The organism is Natronoarchaeum rubrum (assembly GCF_024494695.1).
Genome location: NZ_JANHDP010000002.1, coordinates 509,355 through 533,340, shown reverse-complemented (window position 1 = coordinate 533,340; position 23,986 = coordinate 509,355). Strand labels below are relative to the sequence as shown.

Here is a 23,986-nt window from a genome sequence, read left to right as displayed (position 1 = left end):
GGGTAGCGAGCATACGCGTAAGCAGGCCACCCACCAGCACGCTTTTCAGAAACTCTTCGAGAGAAATGATATGAATGTAACTCTACTGGGAAGCGGAGAAATGACCGGCGTCCCGCCGATGTTCACGGATCTAGAGTCGATCGGCGCCGAACGACGACGCCGTCGGCCGGGACTGCTCGTCGAAACTGCAGCGGCGACCGTCATGCTCGACGTCAGTCCTGACGTACGCGAACAGGTTCTCGAAGCCGAGATCGACACGCTCGACGCCGCGTTCGTGACGCATTTCCACCACGATCACGTCGGCGGTATCGACGATCTCGGTCTCCTCGTACCGCACGTGGGGACCGACGTTCGGATGACGGAAACTGCAGTCGAACACCTTCGAAACGAACGCGAGTACTTGCTCGACGATATCGGCGTCGAGACCGTCCGACACGGTGACCGGGTCACAGTCGGGGATCTCACCGTCGTTCCGTTCCCGGTAGCGCACGGTCGACCGGAGTTCGATACGGTCGGGTTCGCGGTGTATCACGAGGGGACGAAAGTGGTCTACGCTCCGGACGTCGAACGATTCTGTCCCGATCGACCGGCAGGCACCGAATACCGGGACGCCGATATCCTGTTCGTGGAGGGGTCGCCGATCCTTCGAGAGGACCTCTACGACGAGATCGACTTCGTGAAGATGGTCGCCGAAGCGGAGGCGGATCGAACGATCCTCGTCCACATCAACGAGTTCTTCGACGGTCCGACAGCAACGATGGCTGATGCCGCCGAAGAACAGGGCTTCGAGCTGGGGCGGGATTTCGAGACGTATCTGGGCTGAGTAGATCCATCGGAACCAACGGTAGCAATTAGCCCGCGAAATCGGGGCGAAAGTACGTTCGGCTATGTACTGCTCATAGTAAGAGTAACGTAAGACGGTTGACTTCTCTGGGATGAATGCCCTCCATACACAGACGATCACTGCTCGCCGGTGCGGGGACCGCACTCGCCGGCGTCTCGGGATGTACTGCTCAGAGTTCGTCGCCGACGCCCGCCCACTGGGTGACAGTGTATCTGGCCGACCGCGAAGCGGCGTACGACGTCAGCGTCACCGTGCGAGACGACAGCGGCGACGCCGTCTTCGAGAAGGAGTACTCGCTCTCGGACAGCAACGAGGCCGACGAGGACGCCCCGTTTCCCGAATCGTCCGACCCCGCGACCGTCGTCGTGACGGTCGACGAGGCGCGGTTCGAGCGCGACTGGCCGGGGTTCGAGCAGCCCGAACTCCCCTGCGACGGGTCAAACTGGGCCGGGGTCGAGCTGTGGATCGAGACTGGCGCTGACGGGACGCCGTCGCTCCGCATGGAGGCGGACTGCCAGCACGTCACGATGGAGTGACTGTTCGGCGAATCACTTACTCGTCGGGGTACTTCGGCTCGCGCTTCTCGGCTCGCTCCAGTGCCGTGCGGATCACGTCCACGACCTCGCCGTGGAACTCGTCCCCGTGGCCGGCGTACATGTGCTCCACGGAGTCGGGCAGTCGATCCAGAATGCGCTCGATGCTCTCGATCAGCACCTCGCGGGACTGGCCGGCCATGTCGGTCCGGCCGAAGCTGCCGTAGTCGAACGCGCCGTCGTCGTGGACGACGACGTCGCCGCTGAAGATCGTCGAGTCGCTGATTAGCGAGACGTGGTCGTCGGCGTGGCCCGGCGTGTGAACCACGTCGAAGGACTCGTCGCCGATCTCGACCGAATCGCCATCGGCGATTTCGTGCGTCCGGCGCGGGTGGTCGGCGTAAGCGTACAGATCGGCGTCGAACGCGTCGAGCACGGCGTCCAGCTCCTGAACGTGGTCGCCGTGCTGGTGGGTCAGCACGACGGCGTCCAGCGAATCGGTGTGTTCCCGAACCACGTCCTCGACGCCCGGCATCGCGCCGGCGTCGACCAGTACGTCGCGCTCGCCCAGCGCGAGGTAGGCGTTGCAGGTGAAACTGTCGGCGTCGGCCGTGACGGTGACGACGTCCATGCGCGGGGAGACGGACGCCAGCGTCGAAAAACGGTGGGGTTGCGGTCGAAATTGGACCGTCCGGGCTACTTCTCAAGCACGAAGTAGAAGTGCCCGCCCTCCTCGTCGACGCCGTACAGCGTCTCGATCGACCACGGTGTGTCGGCGACAATTCGTCGGAGCGCGTCGGGCGAGAACATCAGGAGGGAGATCGGATCGCCCACGTCGCCGTCGTACACCGTTCGAAAGGTGCGCGACGCGGTGCCGTCCGAGACGTCGCCGAGGTACTCGCGGAACTCCGGCGGCGCCTCTGTCGGGTCGGAGACGTCAGCGATGACCCGTCCGTCTGGCCCCGTGAGCTCGGCGAAGGCGTCGAACAGCTCGCGGACGCCGTCCCTGTCGCCGGCAACGCCCACCTGCTGGCCGGCGACGAGCACGGTGTCGAAGCTGTCCTCGAACAGTCCGGGGTCGCCCATGTCGCCGACGACCGCGTTCTCGACGCCCCGATCGCGCGCCACCGCGACGGCGCCGGGGCTGCGGTCGACGCCGACGACCTCGTACCCCTGCTCCTGGAGCCACAGCGCGGTGCGCCCGGCACCGCAGCCGGCGTCGAGCACCCGGCCGCAGACGTCCGCGAACGCGGTGTGCTCGACCTCGGGCCACGCGTCGGGACCGGAGAAGTACCACTCCAGGGGCGCCTCGCTCTCCTCGCCGTCGTCGCGGCGATGGCGGGGCTGCTCGGCGAGATCGCCCTCGTGGTAGTCCCAGATCATGCGGCCGAACGGGCCGGAGCGTTCGCGCGCGGACGAATCCATGTCGACGACGTTCGCCCAGCGGACACTTCAACGGTTCGGCGGACGGAAGAAACAGTCGCGACGGCAGTCGTCCCCGTCCCGCGACGCGACGCCACCCCGATGCCGTCGACGTCCGCGGCGGGGCTCCGCCCGCAAAGGAACAAGATTTTAAGCTACGGTCGGGTAGATGCGCCCACTATGGGTAAGAAATCGAAGGCCAAGAAGAAGCGCCTCTCCAAGCTGGAGCGCCAGAACAGCCGCGTTCCGGCGTGGGTCATGCTGAAGACGGACCGCGAAGTCACTCGCAACCCCAAGCGGCGCAACTGGCGGCGCCAGAGCACTGACGAATAATGAGCGCCGGAGAGTTCGAGGAGCGGGTCATGACCGTTCCCCTGCGTGACGCCAAAGCGGCACCCAAGCACGAAGCCGCCGACAAGGCGATGAAGCTGCTGCGCGAGCACCTCGCCAAGCACTTCTCCGTCGACGGAGAGCAGGTCCGCCTCGACCCCTCGATTAACGAGGCGATCTGGTCACAGAGCCGCAAGAACCCGCCGAGCAAGCTCCGCGTGCGCGCCGCCCGATTCGAGGAAGAGGGCGAGGCAATCGTCGAAGCCGAGCACGCAGAGTAACTTTGCTTCGCGCCGCGTTCACAGGATCGGCGTACGTCGGCGTCTTCGCGCGCGCCACGGACGATCACCTGCTGGTGCGTCCCGACGCCGACGACGATCTGGTCGAGGATCTGGGCGACGAGTTGGGCGTGCCGGTCACGCCCACGACGATCGCCGGCTCGGCCACCGTCGGCGCGCTCGTCGTCGGGAACGAGAACGGGCTGCTGGTCAGCAGCCGCGTCACCGACCGCGAGCGGAACCGGCTCGAGGAGGCTATCGACGTGCCGATCGTCGAACTGCCCGGACGGATCAACGCCGCCGGTAACGTCGTGCTCGCCAACGACTACGGCGCGTACGTCCACCCGGACCTTCCCGAGGAGGCGATCGACGCCGTCGAACGGGCGCTGGAGGTCCCCGTCGAGCAGGGCGAGCTCGCGGGCGTGCGGACCGTCGGGACGGCCGCGGTCGTCAACGACGAGGGCGTGCTCTGTCACCCCAAGACCTCGGATCCGGAGCTCGACTACCTCGAGGAGCTGCTCGACGTCCACGCCGACGTCGGGACGATCAACTACGGCGCCCCGCTGGTCGGCTCGGGCCTGCTCGCCAACGAGCACGGCTACGTCGTCGGCCAGGACACCACCGGCCCCGAGCTGGGCCGGATCGAGGACGCGCTGGGCTACATCGACTGATCGGCCCGATCGGGTCGTTACGGCGACGCTTTCCTGCGTTTCCCGCCGCTTTGATCGTCGCCCGTCGGACCGATACGGAAGGGAAGATTCTTCCGACTCCCCGACGCAGTGTAGGGCATGAACCAGTATTCGGTTAGCGGACGGTTCGAGGCCCGCGACGGGTGGGAAACGTTCCAGACCGAGGTAGAGGCGGAGAACGACGACGTCGCCGAGGAGTACGTCTACTCCAACTTCGGCAGCAAGCACGGCCTGAAGCGCCGCCAGATCGAGATCGACGAGGTGGCACAATGATGGGCGGTGGCGGCGGTCAGCAGCAACTCCAGGAACTGAGCCAGCAGCTTCAGGAGCTCCAGGAACAGATCGAGGCCCTCGAGGGCGAGGTCGACGATCTGCAGCAGGAGAAGGTCGAGGTCGACGAGGCCATCGAGGCCATCGAGACGCTCGAGACCGGCTCGACCGTGCAGGTCCCGCTGGGCGGCGACGCCTACCTCCGCGCGGAGGTTCAGGACATCGACGAGGTCATCGTCAGCCTCGGCGGCGGCTACGCGGCCGAGCAGGAGCAGGGCGACGCCGTCTCGACCCTGGAGAGCAAGAAGGAGACGCTCGACGACCGCATCGACGAGGTCAACGAGGAGATCGCCGAGATCGAGACCGAGAGCGAGCAGCTCGAGCAGAAGGCCCAGCAGCTCCAGCAACAGCAGATGCAACAGCAGATGCAGCAGATGCAGGGCGAGGAAGAAGGCGACGAGTAGCGCATGTTCGACAGCCTGAAGGACAAGCTCGGCAGCTTCCGGGAGGACGTCGAGGAGACCGCCGAGGAGAAGGCGGCGGAAGCCGAGAGCGAGGACGCGGCCGAAGAAGCCGAGGCGGTCGAGGAGGCCGACGCCGAGGCTGACGCGACCGAACAGACGGCGGCCGACGCCACAGCCGAAGCGACCGCCGCGGCGGCCCGGTCCGACGCGACCCAGCCTGAGGGCGACGACGCCGAGCACGGAGCCGAAACCGAGACGGGCGGCGGCGAGCCCGGGAGCGACGCCGAAGGCGACTCCGGCGGCGCGGACGTGGCCGGCGCCGTCACCGATACCGTCGCCGAGGACGACGATGACGGCGGGCCGGGCTTCGCCAAGCGCGCGAAGTCGTTCGCCACCGGGCAGACCGTCATCGAGGAGGAAGACCTCGAAGCGCCCCTCGAAGAGTTAGAGATGGCGCTACTCCAGAGCGACGTGGAGTTCAGCGTCGCACAGGAGATCATGGCGACGCTCCGCGAGGAGCTGGTCGGCGAGACCCACCGCTTCACGAAGTCGACGACCGGCGTCGTCCAGCGCGCGCTCAAGAACGCCCTGCTGGAGGTTATCAGCGTCGGGCAGTTCGACTTCGACGAGCACGTCGCCGAGGCCGACAAGCCCCTGACGATCGTGTTCACAGGGGTAAACGGCGTCGGGAAGACCACCTCGATCGCCAAGATGGCCCGCTACTTCGAGGAGCGCGGGCTCTCGACGGTGCTGGCCAACGGCGACACCTACCGCGCCGGCGCCAACGAGCAGATCGAGGAGCACGCCGAGGCGCTGGACAAGAAGATCATCACCCACGAGCAGGGCGGGGACCCCGCCGCGGTGATCTACGACGCCGTCGAGTACGCGGAGGCCAACGACGTCGACGTCGTGCTCGGCGACACGGCCGGGCGCCTGCACACCAGCGACGACCTGATGGAGCAGCTCTCGAAGATCGACCGCGTGGTCGAGCCCGACATGACGCTGTTCGTCGACGAAGCCGTCGCCGGTCAGGACGCGGTCCAGCGCGCCAAGCAGTTCAACGACGCCGCCGAGATCGACGGCGCCGTGCTGACGAAGGCCGACGCCGACGCGCAGGGCGGCGCGGCGATCTCGATCGCCCACGTCACGGGAAAGCCGATCCTCTTCCTGGGGACCGGTCAGGGGTACGACGACATCGAGCCGTTCGACCCCGAGGAACTCGTCGACCGCCTGCTGGGCATCGACGGGTAGCGCGGTCGTCTCTTTGCGACGCCGTTCTTGCCCCCAACCGATAGCACAGCGTGTGCGCCGCACCCGTGGAACGGCGTCGCACACGCCGATCGAGTATGAAAATTGAAGACAGACGACCAAATCCGTTAGGAAGTGGCATCTACGGGCGACGAACGCGACGCGAGCGAGCTCACCAGCGGCGAGCTCCTCCGGCCGATGTTCCGGCTGGCGTGGCCGCTGGTGGCGATCCAACTGCTGCAGGTCGCGTACAACGTCGGCGACACGTTCTGGCTCGGCGCGCTCTCGGAGAACGCCGTCGGGGCGCTGAGCCTCGCGTTTCCGCTGATCTTCCTGCTGATTTCGGTCGGCGGGGGGTTCACCGCCGCGGGCGCGATCCTGATCGCCCAGCACACCGGCGCGAACAGCGGCGAGGACGGTCTCGTCGCCGGGCAGACGATCTCCTTTATTACGCTCGTTTCGATCGTCCTCGCGGTCGTGGGCTACTTTGTGACCGACCCCCTGCTCGCGCGGTTGCCCGCGGACGCCGAGACGGCAGCGTTGATCGTCCCGCTCGCGGCCGACTACATGCGGCTGTTCATGCTCGGCGTGCCCTTCGTGTTCGGGTTCTTCGTGTTCGTCTCGCTGATGCGCGGGTACGGCAACACCCGCGCGCCGATGCGGGTGATGCTCGTCAGCGTGGTTCTCAACCTCGCGCTCGACCCCCTGCTGATCTTCGGCGTCGGGCCGTTCCCCGAGCTCGGGATCCAGGGCGCCGCGGTGGCGACGGTGTTCTCGCGCGCGGTCGCGACCGTGCTCGGCATGTACCTGCTGCTGGGCGGCGGTGTCGGGCCCGCGATCTCGCGGTCCGACCTGGTGCCCCGGCTGGAGTACGTCCGGGAGATCACGCGCATCGGCGTCCCGACCGCGCTCGAACAGTCGATGAGCTCGCTGGCGATGGTCACGTTGACAGCGATGGTGGCGTCGTTCCCGCCGACCGTCGTCGCGGCCTACGGGCTGGGCAACCGGCTCATCTCGCTGGCGCTGCTGCCCGCGATGGGACTGGGACAGGCCACCGACACGATCGTCGGGAAGAACCTCGGCGCCGGCAACCCCGAGCGGGCCGAGCGAGCGACCTGGGTCGCCGCGGTCGCCATCGCCGGCGTGATGGCCGCCGCCGGACTGGCGGCGTTCGCGTTCCCGGAACCGATCGTCAGCGTGTTCATGACCGCCGACACCGAGGGCGCCGCGGAGACGATCGCCTACGGGAGCACGTACCTGCGGTTCGTCGCCGGCATGTTCGTGTTCATGGGCGTGCTACAGGTCATGCTCGGCGCGTTCCGGGGTGCCGGGAACACGAAGACGGCGCTGGTGTTCTCGGTCGTCACCCTCTGGATCGCTCGCGTCCCGGCGACCTACGTCCTCGTGTTCGCCGCCGACTGGGGGACCACCGGCATCTGGACGGCCGTCGTGATCGGGGACGTCGTGGGCGCGATCGCCGCCGTCGCGTGGTTCACGCGCGGGACGTGGAAGCGCGCGATCGTCGAGGACGCCGAGCCGGCGGTCGCGGAGTGACGCCCGCGGTCGATCGGCTGCCTCACACCGGGGTGTTTTGGACCGCCGCGTCGAACGCTCGACCGTGCCAATCGATCCGAACGACGTCGAGGCCGTCGCGTTCGACTCCTACGGAACGATCGTCGACGTGACGACCGTCGAGGAACCGCTCGCGGAGTACGTCGACCGGCCGAAGCTCGTCTCGAAGATCTGGCGCGAGCGCTCGCTGAACTACGCGATGGTCGCTAACCACGTCGGTGAGTACGACTCGTTTTACGAGATGAACCGTACAGCCCTGGAGTACGCGCTATCGGTCGCCGGCGCCGAGACGAGCGCCGAGGAGCGCGAGGCGATCCTCTCGACGTACGACGAGCTCGACGTGTTCGCGGACGCTCCCGAGGGGATGGAGCGGCTCCACGACGCGGGCTACGATCTGTACGTCCTGTCGAACGGGAGCCCCGAGATGCTCGACACCTTGCTCGATCACGCCGGCATCGACGAGTACGTCGAGGACGCGATCAGCGTCGCCGAGATCGAGACGTTCAAGCCAGACGCCGAAGTGTACCGCCACGCCGCCGACCGGATCGGCGAGTCGACCGAGGACGTCGCGTTCGCCGCGGCGGGCTGGTGGGACGTGCCCGGCGCGGTCGACGCCGGGATGTCCGGCGCGTGGGTGAACCGGCAGGGAACGACGTGGGGCCCCTACGAGATCGAACCGGACGTCACCGTCGAGGACTTTCACGAGCTGGCCGACGAACTGGACGCCTGAGCGCCAGCGGCGCCGGCGAAGGGACAAGCGACGATAGATATCATCCGAAAACACTTATGTGATCGCGGAGATGTTCGATCGTGTCTAACCCTCCATCCCGTCGCTCGCCGATCGCCGCCCTGAGCCGGCCGTGGTTCGTCGGCCTGGTGGTCGGGATTGCCGCCCTCGGCCTGGCGATACAGGCGTATCTGGCGACCACGACGACGTCCTTGACGATCGAACTCGAACGGCTCGTCATCCTCGTACCGGTCGTGGTCGGGATCCTCGCGTACGGTCGCCGTCGTCCGGCGACGACGCCGTGGGAGGCCGGCGTGGTCGCAGTCTGGGGGCTGATCGCCCAGCGCCTCGCCGACGTGATCTGGTTCGGCGTCGGCCCCGCGTTCGCGGGCGAGGTCTCCGTCTCGGCCGTCCTGCTGTCCGGCGGCGCCGAACTATGGCTGGCCGCGTTGCTGCGCCTGCTCGGGACCATCGGCGTCTTCGGCGGACTGTACGCCGCGGCGGCGTCCCGTCGCGACCGGCCGGTCGTCACCGTGCTCGCGCTGCTCGCCGTTCCGGCGGCGACGGTGCTCGTCTACGCGATCGCCTGAACGATGCGGGGCACCGACGCCGCGACGTAGAACACTATCCTCGGGGGCGCTACACCCCCCAGAAGAACGCGATCCCCAGCGTCGTGACGACCACCATGATCGCCTGTAGCGGCGCGCCGACCCGGAAGTAGTCCGAGAAGCGGTAGCCGCCGGGGCCGTACACCATCAGGTTCGTCTGGTAGCCGATCGGCGTCAGTACCGACGTGCTGGCGGCGAAGGTGACCGCGAGCACGAACGCGAACGGGTCGGCGCCGATGCGGGACGCCACGTCGACGCCGACGGGGATCATCAAGACGACGCTGGCGTTGTTGCTGACTATTTCGGTCATCAGCGTTGTCACGAAGTAGAACAGCCCCAACACGACGATCGGTGGGTAGTCGCCGGCGCCCGCGACGACGAGGCTCGCGAGGTACGCCGCACCGCCCGACTGCTCGAGGGCGACGCCCAGCGGGATCACGCCGGCGAGCAGGAAGATCACGCTCCAGTCGACGGCGTCGTACAGTTCGCCGGGCCTGACGCAGCCGGTCGCGACCATCGCGACGACCCCGGCGAGGGCACCCGTTAGGATCGAGAGCACGTTCAGAGCAGCCAGCGCGACCACGGCGCCGACGATGCCGAGCGCGATCGGGATCCGCTCGGTGCGGTACGACGGGCGGGCGATCTCCTGGGCGACGATGTAGTGGCGATGCTCGCGCAGCCGGCGGATCGACGCCTCGTCGCCCCGGACCAGCAGGGTGTCGCCGCCGCGAAGCCGTAGGTCCTCGATCTGCTCGTGAACGACCGTCTCGCCGCGGCGCAGCGCCAGCACCGACACGTCGAACTCGGCGCCGAACGCCAGCTCGGCGAGCGTCCGGCCGGCGGTCCCCGTCCGCGGCGTCAACACGACCTCCGCCAGCACGTCGCGATCGGCCTGCCGCGTCGCGAGGTCGTCCTCGACGTTCGCGTCCGGCAGGACGTCGACGCCCCGGAGTTCCGAGAGGTCCGCGGCCGCCTCGCCCGTGGCCGTGACGACGAGCCGATCGCCCGCCCGAATCCGCGGGTCGTCCGCTGCGACCGGCTCGTCGTCGCGGACCACTTCCAGCACCTCGACGGCCGCCAGCGCGGCGGCGCTCCCGACGCGCTGGTCGACGAGCGGCGCCGCCGGCCCGACAGCGACCTCGGTCAGGTACGGACCCATCCCGTACTCCTCGGTGAGGTCCTCGTTGGGCGGAATCCGCGGGGGGACAAGGTGTCGGCCGACGACGAGCAGGTAGGCCGCAGCGGTGACCAGCACCACGGCGCCGAGCCGCGTGAACTCGAACATCGAGAACGGCTCGCCGATCAGTCGCGCGGAGACGTCCGACGCCAGCAGATTCGTCGAGGTGCCGATCAGCGTCAGCATGCCGCCGAACATCGACGCGAACGACACCGGCAACAGCAGCTTCGAGGGCGACGTGCGCGTCCGGTCGGCGATGTCGGTCGCGACGGGGATCAGCACGGCGACGACCGGCGTGTTGTTGATAAAGCCCGACGCCAGCCCCGAGACGCCGATCATCGACGCGAGTTGCTTTCGCTCGTCTCCGCCCGCGAACGCGACGATCCGGCGGCTCAGCAACTGGACGGTCCCGGTCCGTCGGATCCCCTCGCTGAGGACGAACATCGCGAGCACCGTGATCGTCGCCTCGCTGGCGAACCCGGAGACGCTCTCGGCCGAGGAGATCCCCGTCCAGGGCTCCAGCACCGCCAGCAGCACGATCAGCAGGATCGCCGAGACGTCGATCGGCAGCGGCTCGGTGACGAACGCCAGAAACGCCAGTGCGACCAGCCCGAACACGACCAGCGCGTCGGTCGGCGGGGGCTGTACCTGCCCCGCCGCGACGACCCCCCATTCCACGAACAGGTACCTCCATCGACTGTTCCACGGCGCGGGTAATAACACCGCACCGTCCGGGCCGCGGCCCGGCCCCGAACCGTCGAATGGCACGCCGGAAAACCGCAGCCCGGCGCCGCGGAGCAAAAAGGCCTTAGTGGCGGTCTACGAGTGTTGGAGTATGAAAGCGATCGTTCTGGCCGGCGGCTACGCCACCCGACTCTGGCCGATCACGAAGAATCGGCCCAAGATGTTCCTCCCGATCGGCGACACGACGGTTATCGACCGCATCTTCGCGGATCTCGAGGACGACGATCGGATCTCCGAGGTGTTCGTCTCGACGAACGAGCGCTTCGCGGAGGACTTCCGCGAGCACCTCGCGGAGAGCCGCTTCGAGAAGCCGACGCTGACGATCGAGGAGACGGTCGCCGAGGACGAGAAGTTCGGCGTCGTCGGCGCGCTCGCCCAGCTGGTCGACCGCGAGAACGTCGAAGAGGACACCGTCGTGATCGCCGGCGACAACCTCATCAGCTTCGACGTCTCGGAGTTCATCGACTTCTTCGAGTCGAAGGGCTCGCCCTCGCTGGCGGCCTACGACGTCGGCTCCCGCGAGAAGGCCAAATCCTACGGGCTGGTCGATCTCGACGGCGACGAGGTCGTCGAGTTCCAGGAGAAACCCGACGATCCCAACAGCACGCTCGTCTCGATCGCGTGTTACGGCTTCCCCGCGGACGCGCTCGGCCTGCTCGAAGAGTACCTCGAATCGGGGAACAACCCCGACGAGCCGGGCTGGTTCATCCAGTGGCTGCAGGACCGCAGTTCCGTGTACGCCTTCACGTTCGAGGAGGCGTGGTTCGACATCGGCACGCCCGAGAGTTACCTCGAAGCGATCGCCTGGTATCTCGGCGGCGACACGCACGTTGCCGAGAGCGCGACGATCGAGAACTCCCGGCTCGGCGAGAACGTCCACGTCATGCCCGACGCCGAGGTGGTGGACTCGGACCTCGACAAGTCGATCGTCTTCTCCGACGCGACGCTGCGTGACTGCGACATCCGGTCGTCGATCATCGATCGCGACACCGATCTGAACGGGCTGAACCTTCAGGGCGCGCTGATCGGGGCGCACACGCAGATCTCGAACGGCCGGTAGCGCGCGACCGCGAGCGGTTTATAGCCGTGAGTGTTCCGGGGAGTGTACACCGATGGTTGACGAGGGAGACCCAATCGAACAGATATCGTTTCTCGCGCGCTCGGAGTCGCGCGTTCGAGCGCTCGAACGGCTTTTGGCGTCCGGACCGGCGACCCAACGCGAGTTGCGAACCCACCTCGACGCCTCCCGGTCAACCATCGCGCGTACGCTGACCGGGCTGGAACAGCGCGGCTGGATCGAGTCGGTCGGCGGTGCGTACCGTCTCACCCCCGCCGGGACGATCGTGGCCGAGGAGTTCGGAAACATGGTGGACGCGCTCCGACTGACCGACGAACAGTCGACGTTCCTGCGGTGGTTCCCCTACGCCGAGTTCGATCTCGACCGTGCCGCGCTGCGCGCGGCGACGATCACGACCTCGACGTCCTCTGACCCGTACGCACCCGGGCGAGCGCAGACCGAGCTGCTGCGGTCCACGACCCGTTTCCGGGGATTCCTCCCGGCGATCGACCTCGAGGGAAGCGAGGTCGTCCACGAGCAGATCACCGAACGCGACTTCGCGGCCGAGATCGTCGTCTCTGCCGGGGTCGACGAGACGATCGAAACCGAGGAGTACGCCGACCTGTTCCGGGAGCAACTGGCGACGGGACAGTTGACCGTGCTCGTCTACGACGGTGATCTACCCTTCTACCTGGGGCTGGCTGACGACGAGCGCGTCCAGATCGGCGTCGAAGACGACGAGGGGTTCCCGCGCGCGCTGCTCGACACCGATACGACGGCGGTCAGGGAGTGGGCGGAGTCGGTCTACGACGAGTACCGAGCGGCGGCGCAGCCGAAACCGATCGACGAGTTTTGAACTCGGCCGGCGCGTGCACGGTCTGCACAGATCCCACGGGATAACATGATACTCCCCGGGGGTCATTCGGGGCACGATGATCGTCGACAGCAGCGAGCGCGAGGGTCGGGCCGGGAGATGACCTGCACGAACTGCGGGTCGAGCCCGCTCGCGGTGCGGTACACGCTTCGGTTCTCACCGGCCGGCAGGCACGCGAAGCAGATCGATCTGTACCTGTGCGACGCGTGTCTCAGCGGCCTCTGTAGCGAACCGGACATCGAACTGGCCGACGAACCGCCCTGCGCCCGACTGGTCGAGTCGGTGGAATGACGCCGACGACGAGCCCGCCACTGTCACCTCCTCACCGTTCCGGAGCGCGTTACCAGTAGCTCTCCTGGCGCTCGGCGTCGAAGCCGCTGTCGAGCGACGCGACGGCGCGGTCGACAGCGGCCGCCTCCTCGAAGCCGAAGCCGATCGCCGTCGTCCACGAGAGCTCCGAGTACCCGCTCGCGTCGAGTTCGAAGGCAAGGTCGATGTCGCCGTCGTTGGAGGCGTTCGTGTCGAGGTCGCCGTCGCCCTCGACGTAGGCGTCGCGCCAGGCGGACTTGTCCTCGCCGCTGGCGACGCCCTCGACGCCGACGCGCTGGTCGTCGAACTGCTTGCGCCAGGACTCGCGCTGTGCGAACGCGGCGTAGTAGGTCCCGTCGGTCGCGACCAGCAGCTGATAGTGCCCGTCCTCGACGGTGTAGGCCTCGTTGTCGCCGTCGCCGAGATCCGGGTTCGGAAGCGTCGTCACCACGTAGTCGCCGGCCGCGGGTAGCGTCAGCTCGTTGTCGATCAGCAGCGCCGGCGCGTTGTCGGTCTCGCTGACCAGCGCCTGCTGGTACAGCTCGGCGTCGCCGTCGGCGACCGGGAGCGTCGTCGAGAGGTAGACCTCCTCGAGTTGCGCGGCGGTCGCGCCGACCTCGCTGGTCGCCGCGTCGTCGCGCACGTCGTGGGCGTCGGCCCCGTCGTGGACGACGTAGTGTATGTCCGAGATCAGCCCGGCGTCGGGGTCGTCGTAGACGACGTCTTCGAGCAGCGCACCCTTGCGCTCGGCGCCGTCGTAAGAGACCGCGTCGATCATCACGCGGGGCTCGGACCAGTAGCTGCCCGCGCCCTGACTCGTTTCGGCCGATGCCGTTCCCGCAGCGCCGATTCCGGCCGTCGCCGCGAGTGCGCCGCCGAGACTTCGGAGCAGTGCTCGCCGTGACGTAGTTTCTCTCATCGCATTCGTAGATAGTACAACCGTGTTGAAAAATCTTTTCAGAGTTTTGATAGCTAATAAATAGTATAATTTTATTTCATTTTACTGTGCTGCGGTTGGTCGGTACAATTGGCAACCTACTCATCCGTACCGGTAAGACATCGACGACGAACTCCCGCGGTCGATCGACCTTACTCGCCCAGCCGCGCGTCCGTGATCCGCACGCTCCCACGCGTCCCGTCCGCACCCACCTTTTTTCGCCTCGGGTGGCCTCGCTTCGCTCGCCCACCTCTCGGCGCAAAAATCTGGACCAAAAATCCGCTCGTCGATCGCTCGGCTCACGGCTTCGCCGTTCGCGTGGTCGCGGTTCTCGCGCCTTCGGCGCTCCGAACCGCGCTTCGCTCCCCTCCTCACGGTAGAGCTACTCGCCCAGTCGCGCGTCCGTGATCCGCACACTCCCCCGCGTTCCGTCCCACTCCGTCTCGTACTCCAGTTCGATCGGGCGGTCCATGTGCGGGCCGTCGGTGACGAGCGTCTCGAACTCGCCGCCCTCGCCGAGAATGTGGACGCCGTACTCCTCGTTGAGTTCTTCGAGTTCCGCCAGCGCGTCGGCGTCGAGACGCCGCCCGAGCCAGGACTCGTCGAGGCCCTCCGCGGCGACCTGGATGATCCGGATCTCGAAGCCGGCCGACAGCATCTCGTCGGCGAGTTCGCGGGGGTCGCGCTGCCACAGCGGCGCGAACAGCTCGATCCCGAGCCGGTCGCAGAGCGCTTCGATCCGGCTGGTCTGGTACTCGCTTTCGACGGCACCGGCCGTGACGCCGGCGACGCCGCCGTCGAGTTCGGCGTCGAGGTCGCGCAGCGCGGCCTCCAGCGGTTCGACTTCGGCGTCACCCTGCGTCCCGGAGTCGGCGGCGGCCTCGGCCTCGAAGTCGTCCGGGCGGACGTCGACGAGCGGGACGCCGACGCTCTCGGCGGCGAGGCTGGCCAGTTCGGTCGCGGGGACGTGGTACATGTACGAATCGCCCTCCGGATGCACGGTCAGCAGCCGTCCGACGTCGAGGTCGCGTTCGAGCGCGCGGTACAGCGCCCACGAGGAGTCCTTGCCGCCGGAAAAGAGGCTGACCCAGCGGCCGGCGTCGTCTGTCATGCCGCATCGTTGTCGGGCCCGGAGGATAGATGCGTCGAAGCCACAGCGGCCGAGTCACCGCGGCGCTCCGTCGCCTCGACCTGCAAGCCGGCGTGAGGCGTCCGCGGCGCCGAACTACGGGTCGGGTCGTGAGGGATTGCCGTCGTCGCCGTCGGGCAACTCGGCTTCGGCGTCCTCGATCGCCGACCCGTTGAAGGAGGTGGCGACGCGGACGCCGATCAGCGTCACGAGGACGCCACCGACGACGAACACGCCCAGTCGGTTGCCCAGGCTGAGCGTGAATCCTTCGACCGAGACCGCACCGGCCTCGATGGCGGGCACGTCGATCGGCGGGACGAGGTTCGCGCGTTCGAGGAAGTAGCCCGCGAACCCGCGGACGACGAGGCCGAGCCCGACGACCACGAACGGCAGGTTGAGATACGAGGGACGGATGCCGTCGTTCTGGATCAGTTCGTCGAGCAGCCGGCCGGTCGAGGCCGCCAGCGCCGCCATCGCGAGCCAGGGGACGCTCGCGTGGGCGAACTGCATCGCCGGCAGGAACACGTCGGTAGTGCGGCCGAGATCCGAGACCGCGAGCGCGCCGGCGAACACGCCCACCAGCGTCAGCCCGGCGCCGACGACGTAGGTCACCACCGACACCTGTCCGGAGTACAGCGAGTCCCGCGCCTGGCCGGCCAGCTGCCGGAGCGTGTCGTCGACGCCGATCCCCTTGTACAGCAGGAACACGCCGATCACGGCCGTGATCGTCGCCAGCGCCTCCGCGATCCCGGTGAACAGCGTGAGCGCGGGAAAGGCGAGCAAGGCGAGCCCGATCGGCACCAGCACCGTCTGGCGCAGCTCCTCGTCGGCGAGGAACTGCTTGAGCAGGTAGTACGTCGACTCGATATCCCGGGCCTGCCGAACGACGACGCGGTCGACCGAGTCGACCTGCAGCCGGCTCTCGACGATCGGGACCAGCCGCTCGTCCTCGGCGCTGTCGATCACGACGATCGCCGAGTCGGGGTCGTGGGTCTCGATCAGCTCGTCGAGCTGGCGCGCGACGGTGCGGTCGGCGCCGACCATCGAGTCGCTGGCTCCGGAGACGACCGCCACGACGGCGTCGTCGTCGCCGTCCCGCAGCTCGCGGGCCACCGAGAGCGTCTCGAGCAGCGAGTTGACGCTCGAGTCTTCGGGGTCGGCGAGGCCGACGTCGACGACGAGCGAGCGGACGGCCTCCCACCCGACGACCGGCGTCTCCAGGCCGGTCTTGTGGCCGACGTCGTTCGCCCGGTCGACGCAGAGCACCAGCGTTGTCACTGTCGAAACCATGTCGACCCCGGAATAAAAACTCTCGTCTCGGCGCAACGCCGTGAGGCGAGATCAGTCACCGCGACGCCGGAGCAGAATCGTCGCGACGCCGCGGCGGCGGCGTCCGGCCGCGTTCGCACGCTCGCAAGCGTCGGCCGCAGCGCGATCGACGCCTCAGCGAAGCTGCAGGTCGATCTCGCGGTCGTCGGCCGCGACGCTCGCGACGCCCGCGCCGAGCGCGTACGCGACCCGCTCGGCGCCGCCGCGCATGCGCGCCGCGATGCCGCGCTCGGGCTCGAACTCCTCGACGGCGACCGAGTCGACGCCGAGCCGCTTCGCCAGCTCGTCCTCGACGTCCTCGCGCGTCCCGAGCCGGTCGACCAGCCCGATCTCGGCGGCGTCCTCGCCGAGGTACACGCGGGCCTCGGTGTCGCGGATCGCCTCGGGATCCAGCCCCCGGCCCTCCGCGACGCGCTCGACGAAGTTATCGTAGAGGTCGTCGACGATCCCCTGAAGGTACTCGCGTTCGTCGTCGTCGATCTCCTTCAGCGACGTGCCCGCGTCCTTGTAGTCGCCGGCCGCGAACCGCTCGTAGCTGAGTCCGACCTTCTCGGCGAGGTCGGCGGCGTTGACCGTCGAGCCGATCACGCCGATCGACCCGACGATCGTGGCGTCGCGGGCCCACAGCTCGTCGCAGCCGCTGGCGATCCAGTAGCCGCCGCTGGCGCAGGTGTCCTGGGCGTACGCGATCGTCGGGCCGTCGAACGACTCGGCCGCGAGCTTGATGTCGTCGCTCGGGACGACCTCGCCGCCGGGCGTGTTCAGCCGAACCAGCAGGGCGTCGACCGCGTCGTCGGCGTCGGCGCGCTCGATCTGGTCGACGATGTCGTCGGCCGGCGTCGACCCCGGCTGGCTCGGCAGCGGCCCGCCGCCGCCGTCGCGCGTGATCGGCCCCTCGACGGCGACCTCCGCGACGTCGTAGCCCGGCAGCAGCGACTGGACGGCGTTCCCGGCCAGACGCGCACCGACCAGCGCGAGCGCCAGCGTCAGGACGATTCCGAGAAGTTCGGCCAGCCCGAACGGGATCTCGACGAACAGGACGTAGCCGATCACGGCTGCGATCGCCGCGCCCGCCAACACTGCCCCGAGCGTCGCGAGCCCGCGGAACCGATCAGCCACAGAAACCACCACGACGTTGCATGCTCCGGTGTGGGGCGCGGGCGGACATAAAACGTCGGCGCCGAACCGCGGCGCGGCCCGCGACTCGCCGGGTGATTCCGGCGGGGGCAGTTTCTTGTAGGGCTGTACGCAAGGACCAGCTAGGATGGCGAGCAACCTACTCGCGGACGAGGCGGCCGACAAGATCGTCACCGTCAGCCGAACGGCCATCGGCGACAGTCTCCGGTCGGTGACGTACTTCACGCGCGACGACTACGACCAGCTGTACCTCCGGGACGATCTGGAGCAGGACGCCGACCTGACGAGCTTCATCGGCCACGAGTGGCACGACTTCAAGACGGCCCACGCCGCCTACGAGGGGACCGAACTCGGCGCGTACAACTACACGATCCGGGCGTTCGACAACGGCTACTTGGTCCGCGTGACCGACGAGCGCGAGGGCGTGTTCGTCACGACGGACGGACTGACGATGCAGGACTTCGAGAACGTCACGACGTCGATCAAGGAAGTGCTCCGCGACGAGCTCTGAAAGCGCAACGCCCAACACCGCTCGACGCCTGTTTTCGACGATGACCGACGACGTATCCGACGCGGCCCGCCGGGCGCTCGAACGCCACGGCGCGTTCGAGGTCGACGCCGACGAGTACCGCTGCACGACGACGCCGTTCGACGCCGTCGCGACGCTCTCGCCGGCTCCCGGCGACCGGGACGCCACGTTCGAGGTCGAGGTCCGCGTCCCGACGCTCGACGCCGTCGTCGAGAGCGAGACGGTCGCCGAGGTCGTCGAGGACGGCTGGTTCGACACGCTCGAACGCCGCCTCGAAGACGCCTACGACGTCGTCAAGTCCAGCGACCGGCTCGACCCCGAGATCGAGCGCTTCGACGACGAGGTCGTCGCGCGCTTCGGCGTCCAGGCGTGGACCGCAGATCAGGGCGCCGACGACGCCAAGGCGCTGATCGACTACGTCGAGGGCACGTACGTCCAGGGCGTCATCCCGGGCTACGAGTACGGCGAACCGGTCGCCGGCCTGCTCAATCGCGCCCAGCAGAACGCTGACAGCGAGGGCACGAATCGCGGCGGGACGCCGCTGTAGCTGCCCGAGCTGTGCGGATGTGGTAGTGCGGTCCAGCGTACGGCGGCGAAGCCGCCGTTTCACTCCGAACGAGCGGTGCGCGGTTCGGAGCGCCGCAGGCGCGAGAACCGCGACCACGCGAACGGCGAAGCCGTGAGCGAAGCGAGTGAGGAGAGTTTTTGGCCGAGCTTTTTGCGGTGAGCGGTCGCCGAAGGCGACCCGAACCGTCAAAAAGGTCGTCGCTAGTCCATCGCGATGTACGTCTGCGTGTCCTCGACGCCGTCGATGTCCTGGATCGCCGTCGCCGCGATGTCCTTGACTTCCGCGGGCGTCCCGACGGCGACTTTGGCGATGATGTCGACGTCGCCGGCGACGATGCGGGCGTGCTCGACGCCCTCGATCGACTCGATGTCGTCGCGGAGTCGGTCGGCCTCGCCCGTGTTGGCCTTGATCATCACGTAGGCAGTCACCATCTCAGACACCCCCCGCCTGCGCGGTCGCGCGACTGGAGTCGCCGACCAAGATCTGTCTGACGTCGTCGAGCACGGCGAAGTCAGCGAGCACGATCAGGCGGTCGCCGGGCTCGATCGACTCGTCGGGCGAGGGAATCCCGACCGCGGCGTCGCGCTTGCCGAAGGCGAGCACGGTGGCGTTGGCGGGCAACTGGAGTTCGCTGATGGTGTAGCCCGCCGTCGGCGCCTCGCTGGTGATCGTCAACTCGACGACCTGGAGGTGCTGGGCGATGTCGGCGATGGCACGGATGTCGCCGCCCAGCATGGCGTTTTTGGCGCCGATCGCGCCCAGGCGCTCGGGGTAGACGATCTCGTCGACCTCACGCGCGTACTTTCGGTAGATGTCCTCGCGGTAGTCCTCGTCGATCCGCAACACGGTGCGACAGCCGTAGTGGTCGCCGATCAGACAGGCGGCGAAGTTCGCGTTCAGATCGCCCGACAGCGCCCCCAGCGCGTCGGCGTCGTCGACGCCCGCGTCCTCGAGGACGTCCTCGCGCGACCCGTCGCCCTCGATCACCTCGTAGTCCTGCTTGCGAGCGCGGTCGGCCTTCGAGGGGTCACGCTCGATGAGCGTCACCTCGTGGCCCTCCTCCTGCAGCACGCGGGCGGTTCGAAGTCCGACGCGACCCGCTCCTATGATAACAAACCGCATGTCAGTCCGTACGCGACGGTCCTTGAATAACTTTACCCCGCTCCGTCGCCGAGCGCGCCGCCACACCGGTCGAACCGGTGGGACGGCGGGCAAACGTTTTTGTCGTGTCAAAGCGTACCACGGACCACGATGGTCCACGCGTTTATAATGGTGAAAACGGCCGCGGGGAAGTCCGAAGATCTGCTCGGGTCGATCCGCGAGCTCTCGCAGGTCGCCGAGGCCCACATCGTCGCCGGCGACTACGACATCATCGCCGAGCTCGACGTCGGCGAGGTGTACGAGGTTCTGGACACGGCGTCCTCGGGCGTCCGGGGATTGGGCGGCGTCACCGACACGAAGACGTACATCTCGCTCGACTGATCGCCTCCGAACTACGCCGGCGGCGGTGGAGCGTTGTGCCCGGTCAGGCCGATTCGACGGTCAGTTCGTACTCCTGTCTTCCGATCCCGCCCAGCACTCGCGCTCTGATCGTGTACTCGCCCGTCCGGGGAAGTTCCACGTCCGGAATCCGGCCCGTACTGAAGTCACCGCTGCCGTCAATCTCCGCGACCTTGTCGCCGTCCGGTCCGTATAGAGCGGGTTCGGGCAGCATGTCGTCGGCGACCATCTCGATCGTCACGGACTCCCCGGCCTCCCCACGAAAACGAACGGGCTCGTAGTAGAGGTCGTACTCCCCGCCGAACGAGTCCGCGAGGTCGATCTCACCACGCTTCGTCTCGCCGATCGAGATCGACCGAAGGTCGTCTCCCGGTTCGTCGACCCCCTCCTCGACGGAGAGTTCGTACTCCAGGGGGGCGAAGGCGCCCAGACCGACGGCGACCACCACGACGTAGGTACCGCTCTCGGACAGCGGGACGCCGGCGAGCGGAATGTCGCTGCCGGTCAAATCCGGGTTGTGCGAGACCCTCTCGCCATCGGCGTCAAGCAGGAACAGCACGGTCTTGTCGCCGTTCGTCGGGACGCTGACCGTCACGACGTCACCCGCCTCGGCCTCGAACGTCCAGGGGTGATACCGGCCAACGTAGGCGTCAGACTCCGGCGCGTCGCCGTCGATCGTCGCCGTGACGGAGGTTCCGTACTCGATCGTTTCGGCGTCGCCATCGATCGGAAGCGTGAACGACTTCCCGTCATCGTCCGAGGAGTCGTCAGATCCCGGCGAGTCACCGCTGGACAGGACGCCGGTACAGCCCGCGACTCCGGCCGCCAGAGCGCTCGCACCGGTCGTGAGAATCGCCCTGCGGCGCTTTCCAGCTCGCCCGCGGTCGTTGGATTGCATCGAAACTGCGTACCTGCCCGACGGCGTTAATATTTACTATTTCAGAAAATAATATTTGCGTTCAAAACCGATGTCTTACGAGGAGACGACCCAGATCAACTATTTCGTCCCATGACGGTGCTGCACGGTCTCCGCTACTCTCCGGCGCAGATCTCCACGAAGTTCCGCAGAATCTGCAGCCCCGTTTCGCCGCTCTTCTCGGGGTGGAACTGCGTGCCGAACACGTTGCCGGCCTCGTTGGCGACGATGCTGGGGAAGTCGACGCCGTAGTCTGTCGTCGCGACGACGGCATCCTCGCTGTCGGGTTCGGCGTAGTACGAGTGGACGAAGTAGGCGTACTGTCCGTCGACGCCCTCGACGAGCGGGTGGTCGCGCTCGACGTTCAGTTCGTTCCAGCCCATCTGGGGCACTTTCTGGCCCTGGTCGAAGCGAAGGTTCGTGCCGGGGATCAGGTCCAGGCCACGCACGTCGCCCTCGCCGGCGCGGTCGGCTTCCTCGCTGTCGGTCAGCAGCATCTGCATCCCGAGACAGATGCCGAAGACGGGCTGGCCGCGCTCGGCGGCCTCTTCGAGCGGCTCGCGGTACGGCCCCGCGTTCTCGACGCCCTCGCGGAACGCGCCGACGCCGGGGAGCACGATGCCGTCGGCGTCCGCGAACGCCGAGGGATCGTCGGTGATCTCGACGTCCGCGCCGGCCCGTTCGAGGCCGCGGGTGACGCTGCGGAGGTTCCCGAGCCCGTAGTCGACGACGACGATCGACGCCGACGCCGCGGCGTCGTCCGGGCGTTCGGTCTGCTGGCTCATGTCTGCAGGTAGGGCCACCCCGGGGAAGTTCCTTCCGCTTCGCGCGACAGTCGCCGCTGTCGGCCGACGAACCGGTCGGCGTCGCGGCCGACGGTCCGATCGCCGCCGCATCCGACCGGCCCTGAGGTCGCCGCCGTATCCGATCGGCACCGCGCCGCAGGCGGTTACAAGCCGGCGGGACAGTCCCCGCGAGCACCCCCAATAGATTGGTAGTGCGCTTAATCTACTTCGGCGGCTAGGGACGCTGCACACCCGATGTTCTCATCAGACCGCTTCGAGAATGCGATCGAGGAAGAGGAGTTCGAGGGCGTTCCGCGCTACGGCGCGATCCGGATCGAGGACGGCACCGTCGTCGTCTACGACCGCGAGGACGACGACGCCTGGATCAGATCCGACTACGCCGTCGAGGTCGGCGGGGAAGGCTAGACGTCGCCAGGGTCGGGTGAAGTCAGAAGTCGCCGAGGCGCGCCTGCCCGTCGCCCGATTCCGCGGCGCCGGCGAGGTCTGCCGCGGTGGCGATCGTCTCGGCGAACGTCTCGCGCTGGCTCGGATCGTACAGCGTCGCCGCGGGGTGGACGCTGATCAGCACGCGACGGGGCGTCCCGGCGACGCGCGTCTCGACGACGCTGCCGGCTTCGTTCGTGACGCCGACCGAGCGTTCGAGCAGGTGCTCGCTGGGCACCTTGCCGAGCGTGACGATCACCTCGGGGTCGAGCAGGTCGAGTTCCCGTTCGAGATACTCGCGACAGTTCTCCAGTTCGTCGTCGGCCGGGTCGCGGTTGTCCGGCGGCCGGCAGCGCACGCAGTTGGTGATCCGCACGTCCGCCCGCGCGAGTCCGGCGTCCCGCAGCGCGTCGTCTAACACGTCGCCGCTCCGGCCGACGAACGGCTCGCCGCGCTCGTCCTCGGTGGCGCCCGGCGCCTCGCCGACGAACACCAGGTCGGCGTCCTCGGGCCCGACGCCGCTGACGATCCGGCTGCGCGACTCGCAGAGCTCAGCGCAGCGCTCGCAGGCGGTCACCGTCAGCCCGTCCATCTGCTCCATACTCGGGGACCGCACTCGGGACACTACTCTTTTCGGGTTCCGTGATCGCTCTTTTCGGGTTCCGTGATCGAACGGCGGATCGGTGGTCCAAAGCCCAGTGAAACGTCCCGGAGAACGCCCACCGCAGCGACACGCTCGCGAAGCCCTACTCCTCGAACCGATACCGGTGCCCCGCCCTGGCGGCCATCCGTGCCACCCGAAGCGGCTCCGGCCGCCCGCCGGCGGGCGTGAACCGCTTCACCAGCCGTTCGGCGGTCTCCTCGCTGGCGCCGACGCAACGCACGAACACCGCCCGATCGTTCACCTCGACGCGCCGGCGCGGCGGCTGGTCGCGGTAGACGTCGAGTCGCCGTTCCAGCGCGTCGCCGTCGAACGCCTCGGCGATGGCGTCGTCCAGCCCGTCGCTTTCCTCGAACGTCACCGAGAGCACCGGCCGTTCGACGGCCTCGTGGACGCCGTGAAGATCGACGACGTTGTACCACGACAGCGCGATGCCGGCCAGAAAAACGTAGCGAACGTCCGCGCGGGCGAGCCGATCGGTCAGCGATCGGACGGTCTCGGTCGCGTCGGTGCCCCCGACCGTACAGCGCTCGAATCCGACCCCGTCGACCACGCGGTCCGCGCGGACGACCGCGCCGGCCAACGTCGACTCGTCGGCCTCCTGCGACCCGTCGTACGATTCGGCGACGCCGAGCGCCCGCGTCCCGGACTTCACTCCTCTTTGATGTCCTGCAACCGGTCGAGGAGTTCGTCGTTCGATGCGCCGATCTCGAACTCTACGTCCCCGTCGTGTTCGTTCTCCGACGAGTCGACACCGTCGTCGTCGATATCGGCGTCAAAATTCTGGTTGTCCTGTTCGGACTCGTCGTAGCTACCGAATCCCATACAGTTATCAATAGGGGCTTGATCCACAAAAATTCCACGCAGAAATCGGCGTGATCGGTCGATTATATTTAGTGTTCGCC

General features: G+C 67.7%; 31 protein-coding genes and 1 pseudogene. 18 read left to right on the top strand and 14 right to left on the bottom strand.

The genetic code is table 11. The annotated features are described in order from the left end of the window. The first annotated feature begins 70 nt into the window (after nt 1-70). A complete protein-coding gene (locus tag NO931_RS06820) occupies nt 71-823 on the top strand; it encodes an MBL fold metallo-hydrolase (RefSeq protein WP_256391884.1) in 753 nt (250 codons plus the stop codon). 116 nt (nt 824-939) lie between these two features. Then, entirely contained in the window at nt 940-1,380 is a 441-nt protein-coding gene (locus NO931_RS06815; protein WP_256391883.1) for a hypothetical protein, read from the top strand. Between the two features lie 16 nt (nt 1,381-1,396). Here the strand turns inward: NO931_RS06815 and NO931_RS06810 are convergent, their stop codons facing one another. Both NO931_RS06810 and NO931_RS06805 read right to left on the bottom strand, forming a co-directional pair. After that, nucleotides 1,397-2,008 (bottom strand): MBL fold metallo-hydrolase, encoded by a 612-nt coding sequence (locus tag NO931_RS06810; protein WP_256391882.1) that lies wholly within the window; start codon nt 2,006-2,008, stop codon nt 1,397-1,399. Nucleotides 2,009-2,073: 65 nt separating this feature from the next. After that, complete coding sequence (locus tag NO931_RS06805; RefSeq protein WP_256391881.1) at nt 2,074-2,802, bottom strand: class I SAM-dependent methyltransferase; 729 nt, start codon at nt 2,800-2,802, stop codon at nt 2,074-2,076. A gap of 177 nt (nt 2,803-2,979) precedes the next feature. On the opposite strand from NO931_RS06805, the gene NO931_RS06800 reads away from it, so the two are divergent. The 9 genes from NO931_RS06800 to NO931_RS06760 all read left to right on the top strand — a co-directional run bounded on the left by NO931_RS06800 (nt 2,980) and on the right by NO931_RS06760 (nt 8,967). Then, complete coding sequence (locus tag NO931_RS06800) at nt 2,980-3,132, top strand: 50S ribosomal protein L39e (protein WP_256391880.1); 153 nt, start codon at nt 2,980-2,982, stop codon at nt 3,130-3,132. Next, nucleotides 3,132-3,410, top strand: a complete 279-nt coding sequence (locus tag NO931_RS06795) for a 50S ribosomal protein L31e (RefSeq protein WP_256391879.1) — start codon at nt 3,132-3,134, stop codon at nt 3,408-3,410. Before NO931_RS06800 ends, NO931_RS06795 begins: the two co-directional genes overlap by 1 nt. Nucleotides 3,411-3,412: 2 nt before the next feature. Continuing rightward, nucleotides 3,413-4,078 (top strand): translation initiation factor IF-6, encoded by a 666-nt coding sequence (locus NO931_RS06790; RefSeq protein WP_256391878.1) that lies wholly within the window; start codon nt 3,413-3,415, stop codon nt 4,076-4,078. Nucleotides 4,079-4,195: 117 nt separating this feature from the next. Continuing rightward, a complete protein-coding gene (rpl18a, locus tag NO931_RS06785) occupies nt 4,196-4,369 on the top strand; it encodes a 50S ribosomal protein L18Ae (protein WP_256391877.1) in 174 nt (57 codons plus the stop codon). Next, nucleotides 4,366-4,830 (top strand): prefoldin subunit alpha, encoded by a 465-nt coding sequence (gene pfdA, locus NO931_RS06780; RefSeq protein ID WP_256391876.1) that lies wholly within the window; start codon nt 4,366-4,368, stop codon nt 4,828-4,830. The genes rpl18a and pfdA overlap by 4 nt, the downstream gene beginning before the upstream one ends. A 3-nt stretch (nt 4,831-4,833) precedes the next feature. Further along, nucleotides 4,834-6,081: a signal recognition particle-docking protein FtsY gene (gene ftsY / locus NO931_RS06775; RefSeq protein WP_256391875.1), complete on the top strand. Its 1,248-nt coding sequence runs from the start codon at nt 4,834-4,836 to the stop codon at nt 6,079-6,081. Between the two features lie 195 nt (nt 6,082-6,276). Next, nucleotides 6,277-7,632: an MATE family efflux transporter gene (locus tag NO931_RS06770; protein ID WP_256392049.1), complete on the top strand. Its 1,356-nt coding sequence runs from the start codon at nt 6,277-6,279 to the stop codon at nt 7,630-7,632. 64 nt (nt 7,633-7,696) lie between these two features. Further along, nucleotides 7,697-8,380, top strand: coding sequence for a haloacid dehalogenase type II (locus NO931_RS06765; protein WP_256391874.1), 684 nt, complete (start codon nt 7,697-7,699; stop codon nt 8,378-8,380). Between the two features lie 80 nt (nt 8,381-8,460). Further along, nucleotides 8,461-8,967: a hypothetical protein gene (locus NO931_RS06760; protein WP_256391873.1), complete on the top strand. Its 507-nt coding sequence runs from the start codon at nt 8,461-8,463 to the stop codon at nt 8,965-8,967. A gap of 49 nt (nt 8,968-9,016) precedes the next feature. Here the strand turns inward: NO931_RS06760 and NO931_RS06755 are convergent, their stop codons facing one another. Continuing rightward, nucleotides 9,017-10,840: an SLC13 family permease gene (locus NO931_RS06755; protein ID WP_256391872.1), complete on the bottom strand. Its 1,824-nt coding sequence runs from the start codon at nt 10,838-10,840 to the stop codon at nt 9,017-9,019. A 157-nt stretch (nt 10,841-10,997) separates the two neighbouring features. Here NO931_RS06755 and NO931_RS06750 point away from each other — a divergent pair, with 157 nt between their 5' ends. The 3 genes from NO931_RS06750 to NO931_RS06740 all read left to right on the top strand — a co-directional run bounded on the left by NO931_RS06750 (nt 10,998) and on the right by NO931_RS06740 (nt 13,128). Further along, on the top strand, nt 10,998-11,966 hold the full coding sequence (locus NO931_RS06750; protein ID WP_256391871.1) for a nucleotidyltransferase family protein: 969 nt from the start codon (nt 10,998-11,000) through the stop codon (nt 11,964-11,966). Between the two features lie 52 nt (nt 11,967-12,018). Next, nucleotides 12,019-12,819, top strand: a complete 801-nt coding sequence (locus tag NO931_RS06745) for a helix-turn-helix transcriptional regulator (protein WP_256391870.1) — start codon at nt 12,019-12,021, stop codon at nt 12,817-12,819. Between the two features lie 117 nt (nt 12,820-12,936). Next, nucleotides 12,937-13,128: a hypothetical protein gene (locus NO931_RS06740; RefSeq protein ID WP_256391869.1), complete on the top strand. Its 192-nt coding sequence runs from the start codon at nt 12,937-12,939 to the stop codon at nt 13,126-13,128. 49 nt (nt 13,129-13,177) lie between these two features. Here the strand turns inward: NO931_RS06740 and NO931_RS06735 are convergent, their stop codons facing one another. The 4 genes from NO931_RS06735 to sppA all read right to left on the bottom strand — a co-directional run bounded on the left by NO931_RS06735 (nt 13,178) and on the right by sppA (nt 17,660). Continuing rightward, entirely contained in the window at nt 13,178-14,065 is an 888-nt protein-coding gene (locus NO931_RS06735; RefSeq protein ID WP_256391868.1) for a hypothetical protein, read from the bottom strand. A gap of 400 nt (nt 14,066-14,465) precedes the next feature. After that, nucleotides 14,466-15,194 (bottom strand): diphthine--ammonia ligase, encoded by a 729-nt coding sequence (locus NO931_RS06730; protein ID WP_256391867.1) that lies wholly within the window; start codon nt 15,192-15,194, stop codon nt 14,466-14,468. A gap of 114 nt (nt 15,195-15,308) precedes the next feature. Beyond that, a complete protein-coding gene (locus NO931_RS06725; protein ID WP_256391866.1) occupies nt 15,309-16,490 on the bottom strand; it encodes a DUF373 family protein in 1,182 nt (393 codons plus the stop codon). Between the two features lie 165 nt (nt 16,491-16,655). Further along, on the bottom strand, nt 16,656-17,660 hold the full coding sequence (gene sppA, locus NO931_RS06720; RefSeq protein ID WP_375142036.1) for a signal peptide peptidase SppA: 1,005 nt from the start codon (nt 17,658-17,660) through the stop codon (nt 16,656-16,658). Nucleotides 17,661-17,805: 145 nt separating this feature from the next. Between sppA and NO931_RS06715 the strand changes: the two genes are divergently transcribed. Both NO931_RS06715 and NO931_RS06710 read left to right on the top strand, forming a co-directional pair. Next, complete coding sequence (locus NO931_RS06715) at nt 17,806-18,189, top strand: DUF7522 family protein (protein WP_256391865.1); 384 nt, start codon at nt 17,806-17,808, stop codon at nt 18,187-18,189. Nucleotides 18,190-18,229: 40 nt separating this feature from the next. After that, nucleotides 18,230-18,754: a DUF5813 family protein gene (locus NO931_RS06710; RefSeq protein ID WP_256391864.1), complete on the top strand. Its 525-nt coding sequence runs from the start codon at nt 18,230-18,232 to the stop codon at nt 18,752-18,754. A gap of 221 nt (nt 18,755-18,975) precedes the next feature. On the opposite strand, the gene NO931_RS06705 is transcribed toward NO931_RS06710, so the two are convergent. Both NO931_RS06705 and NO931_RS06700 read right to left on the bottom strand, forming a co-directional pair. After that, nucleotides 18,976-19,206 carry an Lrp/AsnC family transcriptional regulator gene (locus NO931_RS06705; RefSeq protein ID WP_256391863.1) on the bottom strand — a complete coding sequence of 77 codons (231 nt, stop codon included), beginning with the start codon at nt 19,204-19,206 and terminating at the stop codon, nt 18,976-18,978. A 1-nt stretch (nt 19,207) separates the two neighbouring features. After that, nucleotides 19,208-19,897: a potassium channel family protein gene (locus NO931_RS06700; RefSeq protein WP_256391862.1), complete on the bottom strand. Its 690-nt coding sequence runs from the start codon at nt 19,895-19,897 to the stop codon at nt 19,208-19,210. Between the two features lie 129 nt (nt 19,898-20,026). Between NO931_RS06700 and NO931_RS06695 the strand changes: the two genes are divergently transcribed. After that, nucleotides 20,027-20,257, top strand: coding sequence for an Lrp/AsnC ligand binding domain-containing protein (locus tag NO931_RS06695; RefSeq protein ID WP_256391861.1), 231 nt, complete (start codon nt 20,027-20,029; stop codon nt 20,255-20,257). Nucleotides 20,258-20,300: 43 nt separating this feature from the next. On the opposite strand, the gene NO931_RS06690 is transcribed toward NO931_RS06695, so the two are convergent. Then, nucleotides 20,301-21,173, bottom strand: coding sequence for a hypothetical protein (locus NO931_RS06690; protein WP_256391860.1), 873 nt, complete (start codon nt 21,171-21,173; stop codon nt 20,301-20,303). Nucleotides 21,174-21,307: 134 nt separating this feature from the next. Then, nucleotides 21,308-21,976 carry an imidazole glycerol phosphate synthase subunit HisH gene (gene hisH, locus NO931_RS06685; RefSeq protein WP_256391859.1) on the bottom strand — a complete coding sequence of 223 codons (669 nt, stop codon included), beginning with the start codon at nt 21,974-21,976 and terminating at the stop codon, nt 21,308-21,310. Between the two features lie 252 nt (nt 21,977-22,228). Between hisH and NO931_RS06680 the strand changes: the two are divergent. Beyond that, nucleotides 22,229-22,402: pseudogene (locus NO931_RS06680) on the top strand (DUF7331 family protein); the annotation flags it as partial. Between the two features lie 22 nt (nt 22,403-22,424). On the opposite strand, the gene NO931_RS06675 reads toward NO931_RS06680, so the two are convergent. The 3 genes from NO931_RS06675 to NO931_RS06665 all read right to left on the bottom strand — a co-directional run bounded on the left by NO931_RS06675 (nt 22,425) and on the right by NO931_RS06665 (nt 23,906). Next, nucleotides 22,425-23,021, bottom strand: coding sequence for a uracil-DNA glycosylase (locus NO931_RS06675; protein ID WP_256391857.1), 597 nt, complete (start codon nt 23,019-23,021; stop codon nt 22,425-22,427). 145 nt (nt 23,022-23,166) lie between these two features. Then, entirely contained in the window at nt 23,167-23,736 is a 570-nt protein-coding gene (locus NO931_RS06670; protein ID WP_256391856.1) for an endonuclease dU, read from the bottom strand. Then, entirely contained in the window at nt 23,733-23,906 is a 174-nt protein-coding gene (locus NO931_RS06665) for a DUF5786 family protein (RefSeq protein ID WP_256391855.1), read from the bottom strand. Before NO931_RS06665 ends, NO931_RS06670 begins: the two co-directional genes overlap by 4 nt. Between the last annotated feature and the right edge of the window lie 80 nt (nt 23,907-23,986).

What these genes read in the sequence shown, in the direction of transcription:
- NO931_RS06820 (WP_256391884.1), top strand. Translation starts at nt 71, where the DNA reads ATGAATGTAACTCTACTGGGAAGCGGAGAAATGACCGGCGTCCCGCCG.
- NO931_RS06815 (WP_256391883.1), top strand. Translation starts at nt 940, where the DNA reads ATGCCCTCCATACACAGACGATCACTGCTCGCCGGTGCGGGGACCGCA.
- NO931_RS06810 (WP_256391882.1), bottom strand. Translation starts at nt 2,008, where the DNA reads ATGGACGTCGTCACCGTCACGGCCGACGCCGACAGTTTCACCTGCAAC.
- NO931_RS06805 (WP_256391881.1), bottom strand. Translation starts at nt 2,802, where the DNA reads ATGGATTCGTCCGCGCGCGAACGCTCCGGCCCGTTCGGCCGCATGATC.
- NO931_RS06800 (WP_256391880.1), top strand. Translation starts at nt 2,980, where the DNA reads ATGGGTAAGAAATCGAAGGCCAAGAAGAAGCGCCTCTCCAAGCTGGAG.
- NO931_RS06795 (WP_256391879.1), top strand. Translation starts at nt 3,132, where the DNA reads ATGAGCGCCGGAGAGTTCGAGGAGCGGGTCATGACCGTTCCCCTGCGT.
- rpl18a (WP_256391877.1), top strand. Translation starts at nt 4,196, where the DNA reads ATGAACCAGTATTCGGTTAGCGGACGGTTCGAGGCCCGCGACGGGTGG.
- pfdA (WP_256391876.1), top strand. Translation starts at nt 4,366, where the DNA reads ATGATGGGCGGTGGCGGCGGTCAGCAGCAACTCCAGGAACTGAGCCAG.
- ftsY (WP_256391875.1), top strand. Translation starts at nt 4,834, where the DNA reads ATGTTCGACAGCCTGAAGGACAAGCTCGGCAGCTTCCGGGAGGACGTC.
- NO931_RS06770 (WP_256392049.1), top strand. Translation starts at nt 6,277, where the DNA reads ATGTTCCGGCTGGCGTGGCCGCTGGTGGCGATCCAACTGCTGCAGGTC.
- NO931_RS06750 (WP_256391871.1), top strand. Translation starts at nt 10,998, where the DNA reads ATGAAAGCGATCGTTCTGGCCGGCGGCTACGCCACCCGACTCTGGCCG.
- NO931_RS06745 (WP_256391870.1), top strand. Translation starts at nt 12,019, where the DNA reads ATGGTTGACGAGGGAGACCCAATCGAACAGATATCGTTTCTCGCGCGC.
- NO931_RS06740 (WP_256391869.1), top strand. Translation starts at nt 12,937, where the DNA reads ATGACCTGCACGAACTGCGGGTCGAGCCCGCTCGCGGTGCGGTACACG.
- NO931_RS06735 (WP_256391868.1), bottom strand. Translation starts at nt 14,065, where the DNA reads ATGAGAGAAACTACGTCACGGCGAGCACTGCTCCGAAGTCTCGGCGGC.
- NO931_RS06730 (WP_256391867.1), bottom strand. Translation starts at nt 15,194, where the DNA reads ATGACAGACGACGCCGGCCGCTGGGTCAGCCTCTTTTCCGGCGGCAAG.
- NO931_RS06715 (WP_256391865.1), top strand. Translation starts at nt 17,806, where the DNA reads ATGGCGAGCAACCTACTCGCGGACGAGGCGGCCGACAAGATCGTCACC.
- NO931_RS06710 (WP_256391864.1), top strand. Translation starts at nt 18,230, where the DNA reads ATGACCGACGACGTATCCGACGCGGCCCGCCGGGCGCTCGAACGCCAC.
- NO931_RS06705 (WP_256391863.1), bottom strand. Translation starts at nt 19,206, where the DNA reads ATGGTGACTGCCTACGTGATGATCAAGGCCAACACGGGCGAGGCCGAC.
- NO931_RS06700 (WP_256391862.1), bottom strand. Translation starts at nt 19,897, where the DNA reads ATGCGGTTTGTTATCATAGGAGCGGGTCGCGTCGGACTTCGAACCGCC.
- NO931_RS06695 (WP_256391861.1), top strand. Translation starts at nt 20,027, where the DNA reads ATGGTCCACGCGTTTATAATGGTGAAAACGGCCGCGGGGAAGTCCGAA.
- NO931_RS06690 (WP_256391860.1), bottom strand. Translation starts at nt 21,173, where the DNA reads ATGCAATCCAACGACCGCGGGCGAGCTGGAAAGCGCCGCAGGGCGATT.
- hisH (WP_256391859.1), bottom strand. Translation starts at nt 21,976, where the DNA reads ATGAGCCAGCAGACCGAACGCCCGGACGACGCCGCGGCGTCGGCGTCG.
- NO931_RS06675 (WP_256391857.1), bottom strand. Translation starts at nt 23,021, where the DNA reads ATGGAGCAGATGGACGGGCTGACGGTGACCGCCTGCGAGCGCTGCGCT.
- NO931_RS06665 (WP_256391855.1), bottom strand. Translation starts at nt 23,906, where the DNA reads ATGGGATTCGGTAGCTACGACGAGTCCGAACAGGACAACCAGAATTTT.